Raw genomic sequence first — 19,267 nt, 5'->3', positions numbered from 1 at the left:
TTTTAATTTTCTACTACCACGGTCTTACCGTTTTGCAATAGCTGGTATTGCAAACCTAAGGTACTAAAAACTGTTTTAAGAGCAACATTTATGTTATTATTAGGGAAAGTTCCAGTATAAATTATATCTGTATCTATATTCTTTGTATTGATAGTGATATTGTATTGATCCTCTAATTCTTTGAAAACATAGTGTAGAGGAATACTTCTAAACGAACTTGTGTTAGTAATCCAGGAAGGTTCTTGCGCTACAAGCGTCCAATGTTCAGGGGCCGTGTTTGTAATGTTTCTGTAAGCTTTTCCAGCTGTAAGAATTGTATTATCTTGGTTGCTTGTAACACGTACCTTGCCTTCATAGCAAACTGCTTCGAAAAATGAAGCTTGTGATTGTACGTTAAATTCAGTTCCTAATACGGAAACATCTCCGTTTTTAGTAGTAACTGTAAATTTACTTCCCTTTTTTACTTTAAAATAGGCTTCGCCGTTTAGTGAAACGGTTCTGTTTGTTTTCCAATTTTTTTCATCAAAACTTGCTTCAGACTTAGCATTTAATATCATTTCAGAACCATCTGGCAAGGTTACTGCTAGTTGTTCGCCATAAGAAGTTGCAAATGAGTCATTAGAATTGAATAAGAATAATCCAAATATAACCGCAACCGAAGCTGCTACAGCTAAATAAGGCCAAATTTTAATAACCGGTTTTGTGTTCTTCTTATAAGAAGTTTGTTTATTTGATTTTATGTTACGTAAAGCAGCATCTACATCATACTCCGCCAGATCCAAAGTATCAGCACCAGCTAAAATCTTCATATAATATTCGTATTCCGGATGCGATTGGAACTCACTAAGTTCCTCTGGAGAAAGATCTCCATTAACCCATCTGGATAAGAATATATCATCTTTTTTATTGTCAAACATAATCTGCTTATATATAATAGAAACGTTTAAGTTTGGTGTTACCCTACCTCTGTTTTAAATATTTCCGATTTTTTTTCTTAAAGTCACTAAAGCTTTATGCATTAATTTCTCTATTGCTTTTACCGATACATTCGATAACTCGGCAATTTCTCTATATGTTTTTTTATCAATTCTACTCAAAAGAAAAACTTCTCTCTGTCTATTCGGTAAATCTGCTATAGCATTTTTTAGCTTCTCCATGTATTCTTTTTCTAGCATGACGAATTCAGGAGATTCATTGGTAACATCACTTTTTCGTTGTGTAATGTATTTTTGGTGCTTAAACTTTACTTGTTGATGGCGCGCTATACTAATTCCTAGATTAGTAGCGATTGTATAGACATAGCTTTTTGCCTTATCTATGGATACCTTTGAACAATTATTCCATAGTTTAATGAAGGAGTCCTGCACAATATCTTCTGCCTGATCAAGATCCCCAAATTTATAATATAGATAACTTCTCAAAAGTTTAGCATGACTTTTGAAAAATTGATCAAAGACTTGTTCGTCACAAGTAGAGTTTTTACTATCAGACATTTGGGGATTCATTAGACGTCAAAACTAGATTTTTTTCTGGTATCAAAAAAAAGAAATTGCAAAAAAAAGATAAATGAGGGGTGGGGTAGGCGTGTTCCTTATCGTTTTATTATTGTTATAACACACAAACATCTCAATTGAGTTTTTACTTAATCTTTAATTAAAAAATTAAAATGAAAAATCTTAGAATCCTTTGCCTACTTATGCTTGGGCTTATAGTTGCATTCACTTCTTGTGAAGAAAATGATGAAAACGATCCAACCTCAGAATGCCCTGAATTATCTTTTGAAAGAGATGGTGGGAAACTAATTGCTAATTTTGAAGAAATAAATAGTTTAGATGTATACGAATGGTTTGTAAACGACCAATTGGTAGAAACCGAGAGTTTAGAAGATCAGCGTGACAATACTTTAGATATTTCTGAATATGAAGTAGGTACTTATACTATTTGTATAAAAGCAGAAACTCCTGATTGTCCTGGAGGTGTAGAATTTTGTGAGGATATAGTTGTTGGAGAGGATATGGAAGGTTGTCCGGAATTGAAATTCACAAAAGAAGGTGATTACCTAATTGCTGATTTTGAGGGTATTGATACGCTAGAATTTTATGCTTGGCAAGTTACTGGAGAGACTCTTGGCAATGAAGTCATTATAGAAAATGAAGGCACTAATAATCAAGGGGATAATAAATTTTCTCTTAACGATTTAGAAGAAGGTACGTATACTATTTGTTTAATTTCTGAAAGTCCAACCTGTACTAGTGCTGAATATTGCGAAGACATTACTGTAGATGGAGATGGACAAGGATCTTGCCCAGATCTTTCAATTGTTTCAGAAGGAAATGTGGTGACCGCAACAATAAGTGGTACGCAGGATATTGATTTATTTAAATGGTATGTAAATAATCAACTTTTAGCTGCTGAAGATTTACAGGTTCAAGGCAGTATTGTTACATTGGATCTTAGTGATTATAACCTTGGATCTTATGAAGTATGTGTGAAGTTTAATTCTAATGAATGTTCTCAAGGAATAGAGGTTTGTACAACAGTCCAGGTAACAGATAATAATAATGGTGGAGATGATTGTCCTGACTTATCATTTATTGAAGAGGGAACTTTGATGTTTGCTAATTTTCCTGGGATTGATCAATTAGATGTTTATGAGTGGTTTGTTGATGGTGTATTGGTAGAAACAGAAACTTTACAAAATCAGGATAGAGATGATCTACTTGATTTGAGTTCATATAATCCAGGAACTTATAATGTTTGTATTAAAGCAGCAACGAATGACTGTCCAAATGGAACAGAATATTGCGCGAGCATTGTTATACCAGAACCGCAAAGTATCGATTGTTCAGTTTTTGATGTGATTAATTATGAGGATAAGATTGCTATCGCAACGTCATTATCAATTACAGATATAGATCCTAGTTCTGTAGTATGGACAATTGATGGTACTGTAATTACACCGATTACACCTAGAGTTGCAAGACTTCAAGATCACGTTAATCAATCCGGAAAATATGAAATCTGTTATAAAGCGGTTTCACAAACCTGCGGTAACTTAGAGAAATGTATTGAGATAGATTATCAAGGATAAACTGATAAGAAAAGAATCACTCTGAATATTTCACTAATGAGGTCATGCATATGTATGACCTCATTTTTATTAGGGTTTTAAGAAAAAAGAGAGGTGTTTAATGTTTTTTTTGTAGGAATGGGGGTAGGGTATTCTTTTTTAGCTGCGTTTCATTATTGTGGAGCGGTTATAAAGCTTCTTGAAAATTAACTATTGACAACCCCTAAAAAATTATAAAGATGAAAAAACTTAGTATTTGGTGTGTAATGATTTTTACATTACTAGTAGGATTTACTTCTTGTGAAGAAAACGAAGAATTCGAAACGTGTCCGGATATAACTATTAATATTGAGAATGTGCCAGGTAGCGCAGTATATCGTTTTGTAGCTCAATTAGATGGTGTAGAAGATGTGAGATTTACTTGGTCTATTGATGGAGAAGAAGTAGACACAGGAAACCTGAATGATATAGCGAGTCAGATATTCGATTATCAATTTGAAGAAGGAACGCATACTATTTGTGTAAAAGTAGCAAGCGATACTTGTCCTATAGAGGTGTGTAAAGAGATTGAGGTGGATCGAGATGAAACTGATCCTTGTCCAGACCTTTTCTTTGAAGCAAGACAGCTCGAAAGACCAAATAAATATAAGTTTATAGCAGATTTTCCAGAAATTGAAGAAACACGTTATGAGTGGTTTATTAACGGAGAGGTAGTAGAAAATGATAATCAGAATGATGACAACTACTTGTTCTGGGAGTTTGAAACACCAGGAAGATATGAAGTGTGTATCAAAACAGAAACTCCTGATTGTCCTAATGGAACTTCGTATTGTAAAGTAATAGAGGTAGAAGAAGTTAATGAAACATGTCCTGATTTATTTTTTATTGCAGAACAAGACGGTGATAATCCAGCATATTACTTCCAAGTGGAATTTGAAGGAGCTAATGATGTTGAGTGGTTAGGATGGTATATTAATGGAGAGTTAGTAGAAGATTCTAATAATGGTGACAATAACAGATTCTATTATCAATTCGCTCCTGGAAGATATGAAGTATGTTTAAAAACTGAAACTCCAGAATGTCCAGAAGGAACATCATATTGTAAGATTATTGAAATCGAAGGTGATACTACTTGTCCTGATTTGTTTTTTGAAGCAGAGCAAGATGGAGATAACCCTGCGTATTATTTTTATCCAAACGCTTTCGAAGGAATAGATAATGTAACATTAGAGTGGTCTGTAAATGGAGATTATGTAGGAACTAGTTCTGGGCACAATGATCCTTTTTACTATCAATTTAATCCAGGAAGTTATGAAGTGTGTCTTTCTGTAGAAACACCAGACTGTCCACAAGGAGTAACATTCTGTAAAGTAATTGAAATAGAAGAATCAGGAACAGATTGCCCAAATTTATTTTTCAATATTGAACAAGAAGGAAATACACCTGGATATAATTTCTGGGCAGAATTCGAAGGTATGAATGATGTTTCTTACGAATGGACCATCAATGGAGATGTAGTGAATTCTGAGACACTAGGCAGTAATGATAGAGATGATTATTTGTACTATCAGTTTGGAGCAGGGACATATGAAATCTGTATCATAGCAGAAACGCCAAATTGTCCGAATGGAACAACATTTTGTAAAACATTAGTGATTGAATAAACAAGTTTAGTTAGGTTAGATTAATTAGGTTGATTCCCTGGGAGCATTGCCATTCTTCCAGGGAATTTTGTTTATTAAACTTTACAAGGTTATTAAAGCCAAAACTTAGATCATAAAAGAATCAAGTTTCTAATGAAGGAATTTATATAGAAATTAAAATTCTCCTCCACCTTCGTTATTAGAACAATCTACAAACTCAACCTCGGTTTCGAACCATTCTGAAGTGCCACAAGGGTTAGTTCTTCTTATTTCGAAAACATACCAACCAGGAGAAGGTGTGTAGTTTAGTGTACCGGAATTTCCGGAATAATTAGTTGATGGACTATATACGATAGATAAACTAGGCCATCTTCGAACTCTTATTTGATGTGTTGTACCTGGTAACCTAGGAAAGATATCATAAGTATTACCATAATGACTAGAACAAAAATAATCAGTTTCTCCAATACCATTGCCAAATTCAATATAGTCTACAACAGCTTTTCCTACCCACACATCTTTACGAATGTTTTGAGTTGGAGAAGTACCTTGGATAAACCCTGATCCATTAAACGAACTATTTACAGGCTTTACCGTAATACTATTATCAGAAGAAGATAAAATCTGAAGATTTGAAGATGTTGTCCAGGTAATAGGAAAATTTGTATTATTTAGATTGTAAATTTCAGTAGAATTATTACAAATAAGTGATGATCCCGTTAATGATAAAGATAGAGGGTACAAAAAGTTTAATGCTACAATATCAAAACCCCCAAATTCTCCAGGGACAGAATTATTATAACAAGCTATCATTACAGAATTTGGATCAAATCCTGTAGGTGTTCCAGGAATATGATTAGCTCCGTTTGCATTAGGAAAACCAGGAGGATTAATGGGTTCGGAGCTGTCTAAACCACAACTTTCTCTACTAAACCAATCTGTATGCCGCAAGCCTAAGGTGTGACCAAACTCGTGTATCCAGATATGTCTTAATATTTGAGCATTCAAGTTTCTTGTTCCTGAGAATATTCTTACTTCTGGTCCAGGATTCCCATTAAAAGGAAAATCTGCGCTAGCACCAGCACGAGAATCTATGATCTCGATTGCATTAATATCCATTGTATTATCTCTTGGGCCAAAAGTTAAAATAAAGTTGAGACCAATATCTAAATCATTATAATTTTGTATTGCCTGTGTGAGTGCATTTTGTTGAGAAATTGTAAGGTCATTTGCTCCTTGATTCACACCTCTTATAGTTATGTTTCTGTTATTAGTTACTATATTATTAGAATGATATTGCTTTGCTGAATTATTAGATGATATCATTTCATTCACCTGATCAAAAGGTATCATTATATCTTCCTCGATGATATAATATTTTTCAAATGTACCGTCAGTGTTTTTTCGATCGACTAACCTTAATCCTAAAGTATTGAAATTTAATTTTCTAATCTTAATTAAATCATTCTCGGTAATTTCATATTCTTTGAGACTTTGTGCGTTAGAAGTTGATTCTTCGTTAAGTGTTAAGTCGTCTTCAGAACACCCTATGAGAATAGAGAATAATAAAGTGGTCAAAAGGCCTGTAATTAATTTTTTCATCGGTGTGAGTTTTAGAGTTGCCTTACCTTGTTTAGGAGTGTTCAGGTCATTTTTTTCTCCTTGTCACTACTCACCTAAAATGATGAGAAGTTTCTTCTGTATGTTTTGTATATCTAATGTAGTTTTCTAAAGTAAATCTACTTTAGAGTTGTAATTATTACGTTGATGTGTTGATATTCTTATTGTATTTAATAATCAATAGAAATGCAGTTGTTTTAAAAGTATGTAGTCAATTATTTTAAGTTTGTCCGTTTACCCTAAAAGTTATAGCCGGTATGTGTGTAATTAAAAGAAAGTTCTTGTGAAAATGAATTTTCCCTTTGTGTTATGGTAGTCTTTTTATAAACAAGGTGTTAGTTTGTTTTTTGATTGATTTTTAGTAAGTGTAATTTATTGTTTTGAGGGGAAAAAACCAATTATTGTTAGTTAAAAAAAAGATGTGTTAATTCTTTTTAATTAAGTAACCTTTTGGTTTTAAGGAATTCTGAAAAGTATTAAAGTTTCGTATTTAAATTTTACTTTATAAAGTCTATCAAATGAAGTATGTTTATTGGAGACATTTTGGATATAAATTGAAGCATTTTTTGGTTTTGATTTAATTTTCATACATTGAAAATAATTAAGTAGTAACTTAAAAGTTTTTTTTTGGCTAAAATTTTTAAATCGCATATCATTTAAAATTATGTTTGTATGGTAGGGTGTATCAACGTATAAACGTTTTACTTATATAAAGACAACTTATTTTGAAGAATTTTAATACATACATAAAATTATCCACATTGCTAATCGTACTATTATTCAGTAGTTGTGTGAATGATGATTCATTCTTTCCAGAAGAAAATACGGATAGGGTAATATCAAGTACCTCATTAGTAACTGTTCTTAATAGTTTTAATTCAGGTGAGATTTTTCCTTCAGAAAGTGAACAGTGTTTTAGGTTTGTCTATCCAATAACGCTTGGGTATAATACTGATTCAACTATTAGGATTGACAGTTATGATGGGTTAGTAGATGTAGTCTCTAGTCAAGGAATAAATTTTAATATTACTGGATTACAATTTCCTATTAAAATTGTTTTTAAGAATACGGATACGGAGGTTTCTATTGCCAATGAAACAGCGCTACTAAATATTTTAAGAGAATGTGAGTTTGATACTGTTCGAGATGAATTTGATCGTTTTTTTAATAGTTGTTTTAAATTTGATTATCCTGTTATTTTGTTAAATGCTGATGGGAATGAAACTAGCATAGCTTCAGATCAAGAATTTTTGGTTTTTTATCAAAATCAAGAAATAACGTATCAACCAGATTTTAAATTCCCAGTAAATGTATTAGTCGCTCCTAATTTTGATAGTACAACTATAATAGATACTTATTTTGGTTTTTTTAGGTTGATAGAATCTTGTGAGAGTCGTTGCCCTCAGTTAGATTTTAATTTCGAACAAACTGATATTTTTAATTTAGGGTATCGATTCGAGGCGGATTTCCCAGACCTTGACGCTATAGGTTCTTATAGTTGGTTTATCAATGGTGAGTTTATTGAAAATGATGGGCCAAACAATCAGGGTGATAATTTGTTAATACGGGATTTTAATGCTCCTGGAGTTTATGAGGTTTGTATTAAAACCGAAACAGCGATGTGCCCAGAAGGCGTTGAATTTTGTAAAAGAATAGAAGTTGCTGCTTTTTGTCCGGAATTGTTTTTTGAATCTCAACAGCAATCAGGAACATTAGCATATACTTTCTCATCTAGTTTCACAGGAATTGATGAGCTAAACTATGAATGGTTTATTGACAATCAGTTTGTGGAGACTGATGGAGGCATTGAAGGAGATAATACACTTTTGTCTGATTTGTTGCCAGGAGTGCATGAAGTGTGTATCAGAACCGAGACACCTTCTTGTCCTAATGGAGCGGAATTTTGTAAAGAAATTGTAGTAGAGGCAATCTGTCCTAGTTTATTTTTCACAATAGAACAAGAAGGGAATACATCTGGTTATAATTTCACAGCCAATTTCGAGAATATTGATGTAATCACCTATGAATGGACAATTAATGGAGATGTCGTAGAACAAGATGGTGGTCAAGGTGCAGATAATATGTTCTTTTTTCAGTTTAGTCCGGGAACGTATCAAATCTGTATCAAAACTGAAACCGATACCTGTCCTGATGGAACAGAGTTTTGTGAAGAATTAGTTGTTCAATAAAATAGATAAACCTTCTTTGGTATTAAAATATGTAAGTTGTAACATTCTGTATTCAAATTTTCTAATTTAGCAGTAATTCTTTAGTGAAATTTCGAATAAGATAATTCTTTCCTAAGAGCTATAAATCTATAGAAAAAATCAGGTGTTTTAGTAACTTTGTACGAAAGTAAAGGAATATGAGATACCACACTAGAAAGATTGTGAAACCGGGTGATCTAAACCCGAATGAAACATTATTTGGAGGAAGATTATTAGAATGGATAGATGAAGAAGCTGCGCTCTATGCAGTTATTCAGTTAGAAAGTAAAAGGGTAGTAACAAAATTTATGTCAGAAATAAATTTTGTCAGTTCTGCTGTTCAGGGTGATATTGTAGAAATAGGAATGGATGTAGTAAAGTTTGGAAGATCATCTTTAATTTTAACTTGTGAAGTTAGAAATAAGCTAACTCGAAAAACAATTATTAAAGTAGAAAAGATTACTATGGTCAATCTTGATGAGAACGGAAAACCTTCACCACACGGTAAGACCAAAATTGAATTCGTAAAGGATAGACTAGCGCAAAACTAGTTTCTTGATTAGCTCTCTGCCTAAAGCTTCATTCAGATTACTGATGATTTTTTCTTTCCCATAGCTTAGTTCTTCTCTAAGTACAGAAGAGGTAAGTTCTATGAATAATGTTTCGCGGTCCAGTTTAATATTTCTGGTATATTTATTAATGGCAGGACCCATAATTTGTTCCCAAATATCACGCACCTCGACCTTGTCCAGGCCTTTCTGAAGTTTGTTTTCGCTCACAAAATCTTTGAGAACGTTGTTTATGCTTTGGAGATCATTTTGTCGCCTTGCCATTTATAATTCAATCTTTGTGTATGGTTTGTAAAAGTAAAGGTTTCCTGCGTCATTTAGCAGGATTATCTGATTTTCTTTGGCAGAAATCAATGTTTCTTTCCAAGTTGATAATGGGGTTTTATAATGTATTCTTAAACTGTCATTTTCGATAACTAATGTAAAGGTTTCACTATCTCTTGTTGCTATAAAATTGCCGTTTAATTGTGGCTGTACTTTTTTACGAATACCTTCCATATTAGTTACTTCAAAAAAATCAATGCTTTGATTGAAATTGTATTGTTTTTCAACACCATCAGATGTAATTACCTTTTCGATTTCCCAATATCCAGAGAGATGTTTGATATATTCTTTTGGATCCGGTTTCGAACAAGAAACTAATAGAAGTGCGAATATATAAATACAGTTTTTTAACATAGGTTTTCTTTTTGTTACAATCCAAGCTTAATAATCTTATAGGACTGAGATATTTTTTTTACCACATTTTCTGTACGATCTGCATGAGTGTCACTGATAAAAAGTTGTCCAAAATTTTGATCATCTACAAGTTGTATGATATGTTCTACGCGTTGTTCATCCAGTTTATCAAAAATATCATCTAATAATAACAATGGATTCACCTGGCTTTGTTTTTTTATAAAGTCAAACTGAGCGAGTTTTAACGCTATTAAAAATGATTTTTGTTGTCCTTGACTTCCAAACTTCTTTATAGGATGACCTTCGATCTCAAAAGACAAATCATCTTTGTGTACTCCTACACTGGTATATTGCAGCATTCTGTCCTTAGCTATGTTTTGTTCTAAAAGTGTTAGCAAATCAGTTTGTGATAATTTACTTTGATAACGCAATGCTACAGATTCTTTGCCAGAACTAATCGCTTCATAACGACTTATGAAAATAGGAATAAATGTCTCAAGAAAAGTAGTTCTTTTTTTATAAATAATACTTCCCAGTTCATTTAGTTGCTGATTGTAGATTTCTAAAGTAGTGGGGTCAAATGTATTGTTTGCAGCAAAATATTTTAAAAGTGAATTACGCTGAGAAACCACCTTGCTATACTTTAATAAAGAAGAAAGATAAGCGGTGTCACTCTGAGAAATCACACCATCTATGAATTTACGACGAGTATCGCTTCCATCTGTAATGAGATCTCTATCAGCTGGAGAAATAATAACAAGAGGAAGAAAGCCTATGTGTTCGCTAAAAGTATCGTAGGCTTTGCTATTTCGCTTTATTACTTTTTTCTGACTTCTTTTTGCACTTACGATTACTTTTTCTTCTCGATCTAGTTTTTCATATAACCCTTCAATAACAAAGAAATCGGTATCATGCTTTATATTTTGACTAGTAATTGGATTAAAATAACTTTTTCCGAAAGACAAATGATAAATAGCATCCAGAATATTAGTTTTTCCCACTCCATTGTGGCCAACAAGACAATTAATCTTATCGTCAAATTCGAAATTAACCGATTCAAAATTTTTATAATTGATTAAAGAAAGTGATTTTAGAATCATAAATTACTGATCGTCAGCAAGTCGCGACTTTTTAGAAATTCTCAAATAAGAAGTGCAAATTATTGAAAAATAACAAATATTTTCGCTTTTAATTATGAATAAAAATTTTATTTTTGCCGTTCATTAAATATAATTTATGGCAACTTATAAGAAACGAGGATACAAACCAAAAAATAAAGCAGAAGAGGTAGAGCAATTAGAAGACAATTCTACAACTGCTGAGGTATTTAATACTTTAGATGAAGGTGCTTCCCGAACTGAAGAATGGGTTGCTGCTAATCAAAAATATATATTTATCATTGTTGGTGCTATCGCTGTTGTAGTTTTAGGATATCTTGGATATCAGAAATATATTCAGGAGCCAAAAGAGTTAGAAGCATCTAATGAGATGTTTAAAGCGCAAGAATATTTTGATAATGCAGTAAATGGAAATACTACTCTTAGTGATTCTTTATATACACTAGCTCTTAATGGAGGAGATGGTAAATACGGATTCTTAGAGATTATAGAAAACTACAGTGGTACTAAGGCAGCTAATCTTTCTAATTACTATGCAGGTTTTTCATACCTTAATATGAAAAAGTATCAAGAAGCTATCGATTACCTGGATAAGTTTAAGAGTGATGATGAAATGCTAGGTCCTTTAGCATTAGGAGGAATAGGAGATGCTTTTGCTCAGTTGGATCAAATGGATGAGGCGTTTTCATATTATCAGAAAGCGGTAAAAGCTAAGACAAATGATTTTACTACTCCTAGATTTTTACTTAAATCTGCAATTACTGCAATTTCTTTAGGTAAACCAGAAGTAGCAATTACGTATTTAGAAAGAATAAAAGAAGAGTTTTCTAAAAGTGTAGAAGCTAATCAAGCTGATGTACACTTAGGAAGAGCTCAAGGAATGCTTAAGTAGTTTACAGTTGTTGGTTTTTAGTTCTTAGTTTTTAAAACAAAGTCATAAAAACTATCGACTATCGACTATCAACAATAAACAGTCAACCAAACATGGCTACAGAAAATAAAAATTTATCTCAATACGATAAAGCTACGATCCCAAACTCGAAAAATTTTCGGTTTGGGATTGTTGTTTCAGAGTGGAATGAAACTATAACAGAAGGTCTTTTTCAAGGTGCTTTTGATGCTTTAATAGATTGTGGAGCAATAAAAGAAAACATTGTTAGATGGAACGTTCCTGGAAGTTTTGAGCTGATCTATGGCTGTAAGAAAATGCAGGAATCTTATGATATGCTGGATGCTGTTATAGCTATAGGTAGTGTTATTCAAGGAGAAACAAAACATTTTGATTTTGTGTGTGAAGGAGTTACTCAAGGAATTAAAGATTTAAATATCCAAAACGATATTCCTGTTATCTTTTGTGTACTTACAGATAATAATATGCAACAATCAATAGATCGTGCAGGTGGTAAACACGGTAATAAAGGTACAGAAGCGGCTATCGCAGCCATAAAAATGGCACAATTGCGTAAAAATGCTAAGTTTTAGGAAGTCATATTCTCTTTAGTTAATATAATCCCTCTCTTTTCCAGATTTTAAAAAACGGCATTATCCTTGCTGTTAATATTTCAATGTTATTGTAATGCTAAAAGCTTTAGATTACTTTGCATTTTTAAGTATATTTGGATAATATAAAAAGAAAGGAGCAGCACGTGAAATTAAGTATCCCTAAGAGAAAAACAAATCGAAGATATAACTATACTCCACGGTATTATAAAGGTAAGAGTGAAGGAAATATCTATGATTTTGAAAATAGAATTGCTAAATATCGTGATACCAGAAATGCAATTGACTTTGGGTCTCAATGGAGCGAAGATCGGAAATCGAGCCGTAATCGAGGAAATAGAGAAATAAACAAAAGAGTCATTTATATTGCAGCTGTGCTAATCTTCGTCTTTTTATATTTAATTGATTTTGATTTATCCATATTTACTGCCCGACAATAAATGTCAGATATCATACAACTATTACCGGATCATGTAGCTAATCAAATAGCTGCCGGAGAGGTAGTGCAAAGACCAGCTTCTGTAGTTAAAGAACTATTAGAAAATGCAATTGACGCTAAGGCGACTCATATTAAATTAATTATTAAAGAAGCAGGAAAAACACTGATTCAAGTAATTGATGACGGAATGGGCATGAGCGTTACAGATGCTCGACTTAGTTTTGAACGACACGCCACTTCAAAAATAAAAACAGCAGAAGACTTATTTCAACTAGATACCAAAGGGTTTAGAGGAGAAGCACTCGCCTCCATTGCTGCCATTGCGCATGTAGAACTAAAAACCAAACAAGAGGATGATGAAGTAGGAACAGAAATCAAAATAGAAGGTAGCGAGGTGACTTCACAAGAAGTATGTGTAGTTCCAAAAGGAACTTCTATCAGCGTTAAGAATCTGTTTTATAATATTCCTGCACGTCGTAATTTTCTAAAATCAAATACGGTAGAATTACGTCATATTATCGATGAGTTTCATAGGGTTGCAATGGTGCACTCTGATATTAAATTCGATATGTATCACAATAATAGTGAGGTGTTTAGTTTGCCAATTTCTAACTGTCGTCAACGAATTGTACATATTTTTGGAGGAAAAACCAACGAAAAACTAGTACCTGTCGATGAAGAAACTGACTTAGTTAGTATTACTGGATTTGTGTGTAAACCTGAATATGCTAAGCGAACTCGAGGAGAACAATTTTTCTTTGTCAATAATAGATTTATTAAGAGTGCTTATCTCAATCACGGAGTGAACTCTGCATTCGAAGGACTGCTGAAAGAAAAAACACATCCTAGTTATTTTATTTACCTTACAGTAGACCCTACATCAATTGATATCAATATTCATCCCACAAAAACTGAAATTAAATTTGATGATGAACATGCATTATACGCAATGCTACGTTCTACTATAAAACATAGTTTAGGGCAGTTTAATGTGGCACCAGTGCTGGATTTTAATAGGGATTCATCTATGGATACTCCATATGAATATAAAAGTAAAATAGTCAAAACTCCTACCATAGAGGTGGATCGAAGTTTTAATCCATTTAAAGAAGAAAAGAAAGAAGATTCATCATTTTCTTCAACTAAAAGTTATACGAGTTTTAAGAAAGAATCAGCGGGTAGTTGGGAAAACCTATATGCTGGTTTGGATACCACAGAAATACCTTCTAAACCTACCGAAAGTGATTTTTCTTCTATACAGTTTGAGAGTGCTGAGGTAACGGGTTCTTTGTTTAATGGAGATCAACAGGCGGAGTTAGAACATAATACAACATATCAGTTAAGACGAAAATATATTGTAACTACTATTAAGAGTGGTATGGTGATTATTAATCAGCACAGAGCGCATCAGAGGGTGTTATATGAGGAGGTCTTACGCAATATTACAATGGCTAGTGCTGTGAGTCAGCAGTTGTTGTTTCCACTAAAGTTATCCTTTTCTAAACAAGAAATAGAGTTATTAAAATCTGTGCGAGAGCATTTAGAAAATACGGGTTTTGTTTTTGGAGAAATTGCCGGAGAAGAAGTTTCTATTTCAGGAATTCCTACAGTAACTACAGAAAGTGAAGTTTCTGTGCTTTTGGAGAAGTTGGTAAGCGATATTGAACAAGAAGTACCAGATAGTGGTTTTTCATTAACAGACTTATTGGCAAGATCTATTTCTGGTAGTATTGCAGTAAGAACAGGAGTAGATTTAGCCAAAGAACAACAGCAACATATCGTAAATAGCCTTTTTGCGTGTACAGAACCAACAGTGACACCAGATAATAAGCCAACATTCATCACGTTAACAGTAGATGATATAGATAAAAAATTTTAAGAGTAGATGGGTAGAATTACAGATACAGTAAAGACTTTATTAATAATCAATGTGATCTTTTTCGTAGGAGCATTGAGTTTAGGGGATACGGCTTTTCGATTATTTGCATTATGGTTTCCGAAGAACGAGAATTTCGAGGTATGGCAAATCATTACGCACATGTTTATGCATAGTCAAACTACATTTACTCACATATTTTTTAATATGTTTATGTTGTATATGTTTGGAAGCCATTTGGAATATTCTATAGGACAGAAAAAGTTTTTGTTTTTGTATTTCTCATCTGGACTTGGAGCAGCAGGATTACAAATACTTTTTACATATTTTCAGTTTTTACCAGGATATCAGGCGTATCAAGAAGCAGGGTTTTCGGCAATACAAATTGAGGATTTTTTGAATAATGCTTTAGTAACAGGGAAATATGTAGTGTATCCTGATATTCCTCAAGAAGTAACACAACAAATGTTAGGTTCGTATTTAACGCCTATGGTTGGTGCTTCTGGTGCAATTTCTGGAGTTATAGCAGCTTTCGCTGTGTTGTATCCTAATTTACCTTTGTACATTATGTTTATTCCAATTCCGATTAAGGCAAAATATTTAGTAGCTGGATATTTCGCGTTGGATTTGTTTGGAGGAATTACTGGTCAAAGTATTTATGGGGCTACTAATGTAGCGCATTGGGCACATATAGGTGGAGCAATAATAGGATTTATTACAATGTGGTACTGGAAAAAGAATTCGTTTAATAAAAATCGTTGGAATTAATGTCACAGATAGACGATTTAAAATTGAAGTTTAAGAAGTTTACGATCATTGAGAAATTGATAGTGATCAATGTCGTTGTGTTTGTATCGTTTTATCTTTTAAACACTTTTGCTTTTTTGTTTAATGCTTCCAGTGGCTTTTTGATGGACTGGTTTGTTTTTCCAAAGGAGTTTAATGATTTTTTGACAAAACCTTGGTCAATAATCACCTATGCTTTTTTGCATAGTGGATTTTGGCATATAGCATCTAATATGATTATTTTGTACTTTTCTGGAAGATATTTTGTCTCTTATCTCACAGGAAAGCGAGTATTAACGGTTTATTTTTTAGGTGCGATTTTTGGGGCATTACTTTATATGCTGTCTTATAATTTGTTTCCGGCATTTTCTGAAGTTGGGGATTCTGTTTTGTTAGGAGCTTCCGCTTCTGTAATGGCGATATTAATAGCTACAGCTACTTATATACCTCATATGTCTATTCGATTAATGTTTATAGGAAGTGTTAAGTTTTGGTGGATAGCAGCTTTTTTCGTGATACTAGATATTATCCAAATACCTGCTGGTAATGCAGGAGGACATATAGCGCATTTAGGAGGTGCATTATTTGGTTATTTATATGCTAGTCAACTCAAGAAAGGAAATGATATAGGGAGTTGGTTTGAGAAATTCATGGATGCCATCGTAAGTCTTTTTAAGCCAAGAAAGAAGAGCCCCTTAAAAACGGTGCATAAAGCTAAGAAATCAAAAAACGCTGCTAAAAAAACATCATCAGCTACCGTTAAAAACCCCAATCAAGCTGAAATAGACGCAATACTTGATAAAATTAGTAAAAGTGGATATGATAGCTTAACCAAACAGGAAAAAGACTTTTTGTTTAAAGCGGGTAAGGATTAGTCATGAGAAAACTGGTTAATAAGATCGTATTTTTTATCAACTCGTTGGTAGCTTTTGCCTTATTGATGTCCTATCTATTACCATATATTTCCCCACAAACATTTCCGCTATTATCGGTATTGAGTTTAACGGTACCTATTTTGATCGTTATTAATGCATTGTTTCTTTTGTATTGGGTAATACTCCTAAAACGAAAGATGTTGTTATCGTTAATTGTACTAATTCTTGGGATTTCTCATGTATCTTCTTTGTATAAGTTAAGAGGTAAATCTTCTAATGAAATTAACGATACGCTTTCCTTGTTTAGTTTTAATGTACATGCTTTTAATCGGTTTAAATGGATTGATTCTGATGTTATACCAAAGGATATCTCTAAATTAGTAAAAGATGAAAATCCGGATATTTTTTGCGTGCAAGAGTTTTATAACAATCCAGATATAGATTTTAGTCAATATCCACATAAGTATGAGTATTTTCATCACCGTAGTCAAGAATTGGCATTAGTTATTTTTTCTAAATACCCTTTTGTAAATAAAGGTTCGTTAAGCTTTAAGAAGACTGCTAATAATGTCATTTTTGCTGATATTGCAATGCCTTCTGATACGATAAGAGTATATAATGCTCATTTGCAATCTCATGGAATCAGTACTAAGACTGATGATTTAGCGAAAGCGGATTCTCAGAAGTTGTTCAAGCGGATTCAGACTTCGTTTAAAAAACAACAAAGTCAAGCAGAACAATTGATTGCTCATATGAAATCATCACCATACAGGAATATTGTGATGGGAGATTTTAACAATACGGCATATTCTTATATATATGATAAGATAAAGTCACAAGATCTTCAGGATACTTTTAAGGAAGCTGGTAAAGGGTTTGGGAAAACATTTAATTTTGAATTATTTCCAGCTAGAATTGATTTTATATTAGTTCCTGAAGACACAGAAGTGGTAGGTTTTAAAAGTTTTGATGTAGAACTTTCGGATCATTACCCTATATCTTCAAGGATTAAACTTTAATTTTGAATCATACAATTACTAATAATTACTTAGTAACAGTTACAAGTAATTATGATTGTTGATGTTTTTACAAATTTTCTAAACGTGTAGCCCTGTTTTTCATGCTTTTTTCCCAGTCATCAGCAAAAACTGCATGTCCATTTTTTATCATTAGCCTCATTTTTTCTTTGACTGCTTCTTGTATTTCTAAAGGGAAAGTATAAAAGTTTTTGTTAATTTTTGTAAGTCTACCATCAGAGATTTCACTATTTTGATGCTTAATTGTTACTCTTTTTTTCTTGTAATATGCTATTATTCTTAGTCTACCATCTACATACATGTTTTCAGTTGTGGTACCATAAACTATAATAGGGTCTATATGACCATCACCATCAAGATCAGATAGTTGTGAGTATTGATTCCAGAAACCTATAGAGGTTTCCCATTCTTTATCAATTTCACCTTTGATAGAGGACCTCTTTTTAAATCGATAGTTTTTATTAGTTAAATTTAGTGCATATACATTATCGTATAAGGTGTCTTTGTTTTCATTTATACCCTTTTGATGATCGGTTAATACTAGATAATATTCATTAGTATCATCTTTATAGGTATATGCTTGGTATAATGTATTTGAAATACCCAATTGGATTTGTCTATTGTTTGTGAAAATAGAAGAGGTTTCTTTGTTAGAAAGCCTCCTTACTAGTGTTGTGTCCATTGGTATAGAAGCATGTTTTTGAATAGGCAATGCCGTTGCAACTTCTGATAGGGTTGTTTGATCCTTAGTGTTTTCTTTTGATTCTTTGGATTGTTTTCCGCAAGAAAGAAAAGTCAAAAACACGATAAAAAGTAGAATTCTATTCATGGATACATTGGGTTTTTAAAAGATTACAACTAGTTTTTACTAAAAATAAAGAATATTTTCTAAATAGATGTATTTACATCATCCAACAATCTAATTGATCCGTTATAATATGCCAAAGTAAGGCAACACCAATAATTCTTGTTTTTTTTGGAAACAACAAAATGATATACCCAATTATAGCATAAATACTATGCAAAAAATGAAAACCAATACTACATCGGTTGGGATCAAAAATAGGATCAGCTAATAAGTGATCTAGATCGATTAGCATTGCTCCTATGAATATGAAATATACCTTCTTCCATTGTTTGGGAAAGAAAAGCAATGCGATACCTAATGGTATTAAAAAATGAAATCCATAGTGTGTTACTAGTCGAAACATCAGAAAATCAATTGATTTTCTAGGTACGTAAGCGCGTTCGTTCCTTCGTTAAATAACAAATCCAATATAGATAGATTTGGAATATATCCATGTTTATCTGAAAAAACCTGAATGTAAGTTTCCAAATCGCCTGTTTTTACTTTTTTGGAGTTTGCTAATATCCTCATATCATTAAGATCTTTAGGATCCTTTTGATAGGTTTCTGTTTTGGAATATGGAAGCTCTAATTGCAAGGAATCACAAACGACTTCCATGCATTCATAGTTGAAGTCCAATAAAAAATCTTTTCTTTTTTCAAATAAATGAGCTAGGTCATCTTCATAATATTCAAAAAAAGGTGAAGTTCGATAAGCAGATTGGAGAGATTTCCAATGAAGCATTTGCCATGGAAATTCATTCTCTACACGTACATCTTTATATAATTGTTTATTTCCATTGCCTACATGTTTTATAGGTATGGTTAATAAGAGTTTGCCATTTGCTCCATAGATGTACATTCTATTACGATACGTTTGTTTTTGATAATTATCTTGATTTTCAAAAACAATCTCATCCGATTGAGCTATTGCGGCGTATTGCGCAATAGAACCAAAATACATAGGATGGAGTAGGGTGGCTTTCAATAGTTAGAATTATTT

General features: G+C 32.6%; 20 protein-coding genes. 11 read left to right on the top strand and 9 right to left on the bottom strand.

Going from position 1 to position 19,267, the window contains the following annotated elements; all coding sequences use genetic code 11:
* Positions 1–2: 2 nt before the first annotated feature.
* The gene (locus tag Q0975_RS13230) at positions 3–917 is read right to left on the bottom strand and encodes a FecR family protein (RefSeq protein WP_299437387.1); all 915 of its coding nucleotides are present in this window, start codon (positions 915–917) and stop codon (positions 3–5) included.
* Between the two features lie 54 nt (positions 918–971).
* Complete coding sequence (locus Q0975_RS13225) at positions 972–1,493, bottom strand: sigma-70 family RNA polymerase sigma factor (protein ID WP_299437385.1); 522 nt, start codon at positions 1,491–1,493, stop codon at positions 972–974.
* A 173-nt stretch (positions 1,494–1,666) separates the two neighbouring features.
* Here Q0975_RS13225 and Q0975_RS13220 point away from each other — a divergent pair, with 173 nt between their 5' ends.
* Both Q0975_RS13220 and Q0975_RS13215 read left to right on the top strand, forming a co-directional pair.
* Positions 1,667–3,091 (top strand): hypothetical protein, encoded by a 1,425-nt coding sequence (locus Q0975_RS13220; RefSeq protein ID WP_299437383.1) that lies wholly within the window; start codon positions 1,667–1,669, stop codon positions 3,089–3,091.
* 218 nt (positions 3,092–3,309) lie between these two features.
* Positions 3,310–4,734, top strand: coding sequence for a hypothetical protein (locus tag Q0975_RS13215; RefSeq protein ID WP_299437381.1), 1,425 nt, complete (start codon positions 3,310–3,312; stop codon positions 4,732–4,734).
* A gap of 153 nt (positions 4,735–4,887) precedes the next feature.
* On the opposite strand, the gene Q0975_RS13210 is transcribed toward Q0975_RS13215, so the two are convergent.
* Positions 4,888–6,315, bottom strand: a complete 1,428-nt coding sequence (locus tag Q0975_RS13210; RefSeq protein WP_299437379.1) for a M57 family metalloprotease — start codon at positions 6,313–6,315, stop codon at positions 4,888–4,890.
* A gap of 743 nt (positions 6,316–7,058) precedes the next feature.
* Here Q0975_RS13210 and Q0975_RS13205 point away from each other — a divergent pair.
* Both Q0975_RS13205 and Q0975_RS13200 read left to right on the top strand, forming a co-directional pair.
* Positions 7,059–8,522 (top strand): hypothetical protein, encoded by a 1,464-nt coding sequence (locus Q0975_RS13205; RefSeq protein ID WP_299437377.1) that lies wholly within the window; start codon positions 7,059–7,061, stop codon positions 8,520–8,522.
* 176 nt (positions 8,523–8,698) lie between these two features.
* Positions 8,699–9,091 (top strand): hotdog domain-containing protein, encoded by a 393-nt coding sequence (locus Q0975_RS13200; RefSeq protein WP_299437375.1) that lies wholly within the window; start codon positions 8,699–8,701, stop codon positions 9,089–9,091.
* Here the strand turns inward: Q0975_RS13200 and Q0975_RS13195 are convergent.
* From Q0975_RS13195 to Q0975_RS13185, 3 genes are read right to left on the bottom strand one after another with little or no spacing between them, the layout of a single operon-like run.
* Positions 9,077–9,373, bottom strand: coding sequence for a DUF721 domain-containing protein (locus Q0975_RS13195; protein ID WP_299437373.1), 297 nt, complete (start codon positions 9,371–9,373; stop codon positions 9,077–9,079). The two genes, Q0975_RS13200 and Q0975_RS13195, sit on opposite strands and share 15 nt — an antisense overlap.
* Positions 9,374–9,787, bottom strand: coding sequence for a lipocalin family protein (locus Q0975_RS13190; RefSeq protein WP_299437371.1), 414 nt, complete (start codon positions 9,785–9,787; stop codon positions 9,374–9,376).
* Positions 9,788–9,801: 14 nt separating this feature from the next.
* Positions 9,802–10,887, bottom strand: coding sequence for a DNA replication/repair protein RecF (locus Q0975_RS13185; protein ID WP_299437369.1), 1,086 nt, complete (start codon positions 10,885–10,887; stop codon positions 9,802–9,804).
* 136 nt (positions 10,888–11,023) lie between these two features.
* On the opposite strand from Q0975_RS13185, the gene Q0975_RS13180 reads away from it, so the two are divergent.
* From Q0975_RS13180 to Q0975_RS13150, 7 genes are all read left to right on the top strand, one after another.
* Positions 11,024–11,797 (top strand): tetratricopeptide repeat protein, encoded by a 774-nt coding sequence (locus Q0975_RS13180; protein ID WP_299437367.1) that lies wholly within the window; start codon positions 11,024–11,026, stop codon positions 11,795–11,797.
* A gap of 92 nt (positions 11,798–11,889) precedes the next feature.
* Positions 11,890–12,387, top strand: a complete 498-nt coding sequence (gene ribH / locus Q0975_RS13175; RefSeq protein ID WP_299437365.1) for a 6,7-dimethyl-8-ribityllumazine synthase — start codon at positions 11,890–11,892, stop codon at positions 12,385–12,387.
* A 164-nt stretch (positions 12,388–12,551) separates the two neighbouring features.
* Positions 12,552–12,845: a hypothetical protein gene (locus Q0975_RS13170; RefSeq protein ID WP_299437363.1), complete on the top strand. Its 294-nt coding sequence runs from the start codon at positions 12,552–12,554 to the stop codon at positions 12,843–12,845.
* Entirely contained in the window at positions 12,846–14,723 is a 1,878-nt protein-coding gene (gene mutL / locus Q0975_RS13165) for a DNA mismatch repair endonuclease MutL (protein ID WP_299437361.1), read from the top strand.
* Between the two features lie 6 nt (positions 14,724–14,729).
* Positions 14,730–15,488 carry a rhomboid family intramembrane serine protease gene (locus Q0975_RS13160; RefSeq protein WP_299437359.1) on the top strand — a complete coding sequence of 253 codons (759 nt, stop codon included), beginning with the start codon at positions 14,730–14,732 and terminating at the stop codon, positions 15,486–15,488.
* Entirely contained in the window at positions 15,488–16,381 is an 894-nt protein-coding gene (locus Q0975_RS13155) for a rhomboid family intramembrane serine protease (protein ID WP_299437357.1), read from the top strand. Before Q0975_RS13160 ends, Q0975_RS13155 begins: the two co-directional genes overlap by 1 nt.
* A gap of 2 nt (positions 16,382–16,383) precedes the next feature.
* Positions 16,384–17,400: an endonuclease/exonuclease/phosphatase family protein gene (locus Q0975_RS13150; RefSeq protein WP_299437355.1), complete on the top strand. Its 1,017-nt coding sequence runs from the start codon at positions 16,384–16,386 to the stop codon at positions 17,398–17,400.
* A gap of 67 nt (positions 17,401–17,467) precedes the next feature.
* Here Q0975_RS13150 and Q0975_RS13145 read toward each other — a convergent pair whose 3' ends face one another.
* From Q0975_RS13145 to Q0975_RS13135, 3 genes are all read right to left on the bottom strand, one after another.
* On the bottom strand, positions 17,468–18,247 hold the full coding sequence (locus Q0975_RS13145) for a M949_RS01915 family surface polysaccharide biosynthesis protein (RefSeq protein ID WP_299437353.1): 780 nt from the start codon (positions 18,245–18,247) through the stop codon (positions 17,468–17,470).
* Between the two features lie 73 nt (positions 18,248–18,320).
* Positions 18,321–18,629 (bottom strand): DUF6122 family protein, encoded by a 309-nt coding sequence (locus Q0975_RS13140; RefSeq protein ID WP_299437351.1) that lies wholly within the window; start codon positions 18,627–18,629, stop codon positions 18,321–18,323.
* Positions 18,629–19,252 carry a WbqC family protein gene (locus Q0975_RS13135; RefSeq protein ID WP_299437349.1) on the bottom strand — a complete coding sequence of 208 codons (624 nt, stop codon included), beginning with the start codon at positions 19,250–19,252 and terminating at the stop codon, positions 18,629–18,631. The genes Q0975_RS13140 and Q0975_RS13135 overlap by 1 nt, the downstream gene beginning before the upstream one ends.
* Positions 19,253–19,267: the final 15 nt, after the last annotated feature.

The organism is uncultured Aquimarina sp., assembly GCF_947500065.1.
Taxonomy (GTDB): Bacteria; Bacteroidota; Bacteroidia; order Flavobacteriales; family Flavobacteriaceae; genus Aquimarina.
Note: the sequence above shows the minus strand (reverse complement) of the source record. Positions and strands in the feature narration are given on the sequence as shown.

Bases quoted from the DNA above. Each gene is read 5' to 3' on its own strand.
- Q0975_RS13230 (WP_299437387.1), bottom strand. From the start codon at position 917: ATGTTTGACAATAAAAAAGATGATATATTCTTATCCAGATGGGTTAAT.
- Q0975_RS13225 (WP_299437385.1), bottom strand. From the start codon at position 1,493: ATGTCTGATAGTAAAAACTCTACTTGTGACGAACAAGTCTTTGATCAA.
- Q0975_RS13220 (WP_299437383.1), top strand. From the start codon at position 1,667: ATGAAAAATCTTAGAATCCTTTGCCTACTTATGCTTGGGCTTATAGTT.
- Q0975_RS13215 (WP_299437381.1), top strand. From the start codon at position 3,310: ATGAAAAAACTTAGTATTTGGTGTGTAATGATTTTTACATTACTAGTA.
- Q0975_RS13210 (WP_299437379.1), bottom strand. From the start codon at position 6,315: ATGAAAAAATTAATTACAGGCCTTTTGACCACTTTATTATTCTCTATT.
- Q0975_RS13200 (WP_299437375.1), top strand. From the start codon at position 8,699: ATGAGATACCACACTAGAAAGATTGTGAAACCGGGTGATCTAAACCCG.
- Q0975_RS13195 (WP_299437373.1), bottom strand. From the start codon at position 9,373: ATGGCAAGGCGACAAAATGATCTCCAAAGCATAAACAACGTTCTCAAA.
- Q0975_RS13190 (WP_299437371.1), bottom strand. From the start codon at position 9,787: ATGTTAAAAAACTGTATTTATATATTCGCACTTCTATTAGTTTCTTGT.
- Q0975_RS13185 (WP_299437369.1), bottom strand. From the start codon at position 10,887: ATGATTCTAAAATCACTTTCTTTAATCAATTATAAAAATTTTGAATCG.
- Q0975_RS13180 (WP_299437367.1), top strand. From the start codon at position 11,024: ATGGCAACTTATAAGAAACGAGGATACAAACCAAAAAATAAAGCAGAA.
- ribH (WP_299437365.1), top strand. From the start codon at position 11,890: ATGGCTACAGAAAATAAAAATTTATCTCAATACGATAAAGCTACGATC.
- mutL (WP_299437361.1), top strand. From the start codon at position 12,846: ATGTCAGATATCATACAACTATTACCGGATCATGTAGCTAATCAAATA.
- Q0975_RS13160 (WP_299437359.1), top strand. From the start codon at position 14,730: ATGGGTAGAATTACAGATACAGTAAAGACTTTATTAATAATCAATGTG.
- Q0975_RS13155 (WP_299437357.1), top strand. From the start codon at position 15,488: ATGTCACAGATAGACGATTTAAAATTGAAGTTTAAGAAGTTTACGATC.
- Q0975_RS13150 (WP_299437355.1), top strand. From the start codon at position 16,384: ATGAGAAAACTGGTTAATAAGATCGTATTTTTTATCAACTCGTTGGTA.
- Q0975_RS13145 (WP_299437353.1), bottom strand. From the start codon at position 18,247: ATGAATAGAATTCTACTTTTTATCGTGTTTTTGACTTTTCTTTCTTGC.
- Q0975_RS13140 (WP_299437351.1), bottom strand. From the start codon at position 18,629: ATGTTTCGACTAGTAACACACTATGGATTTCATTTTTTAATACCATTA.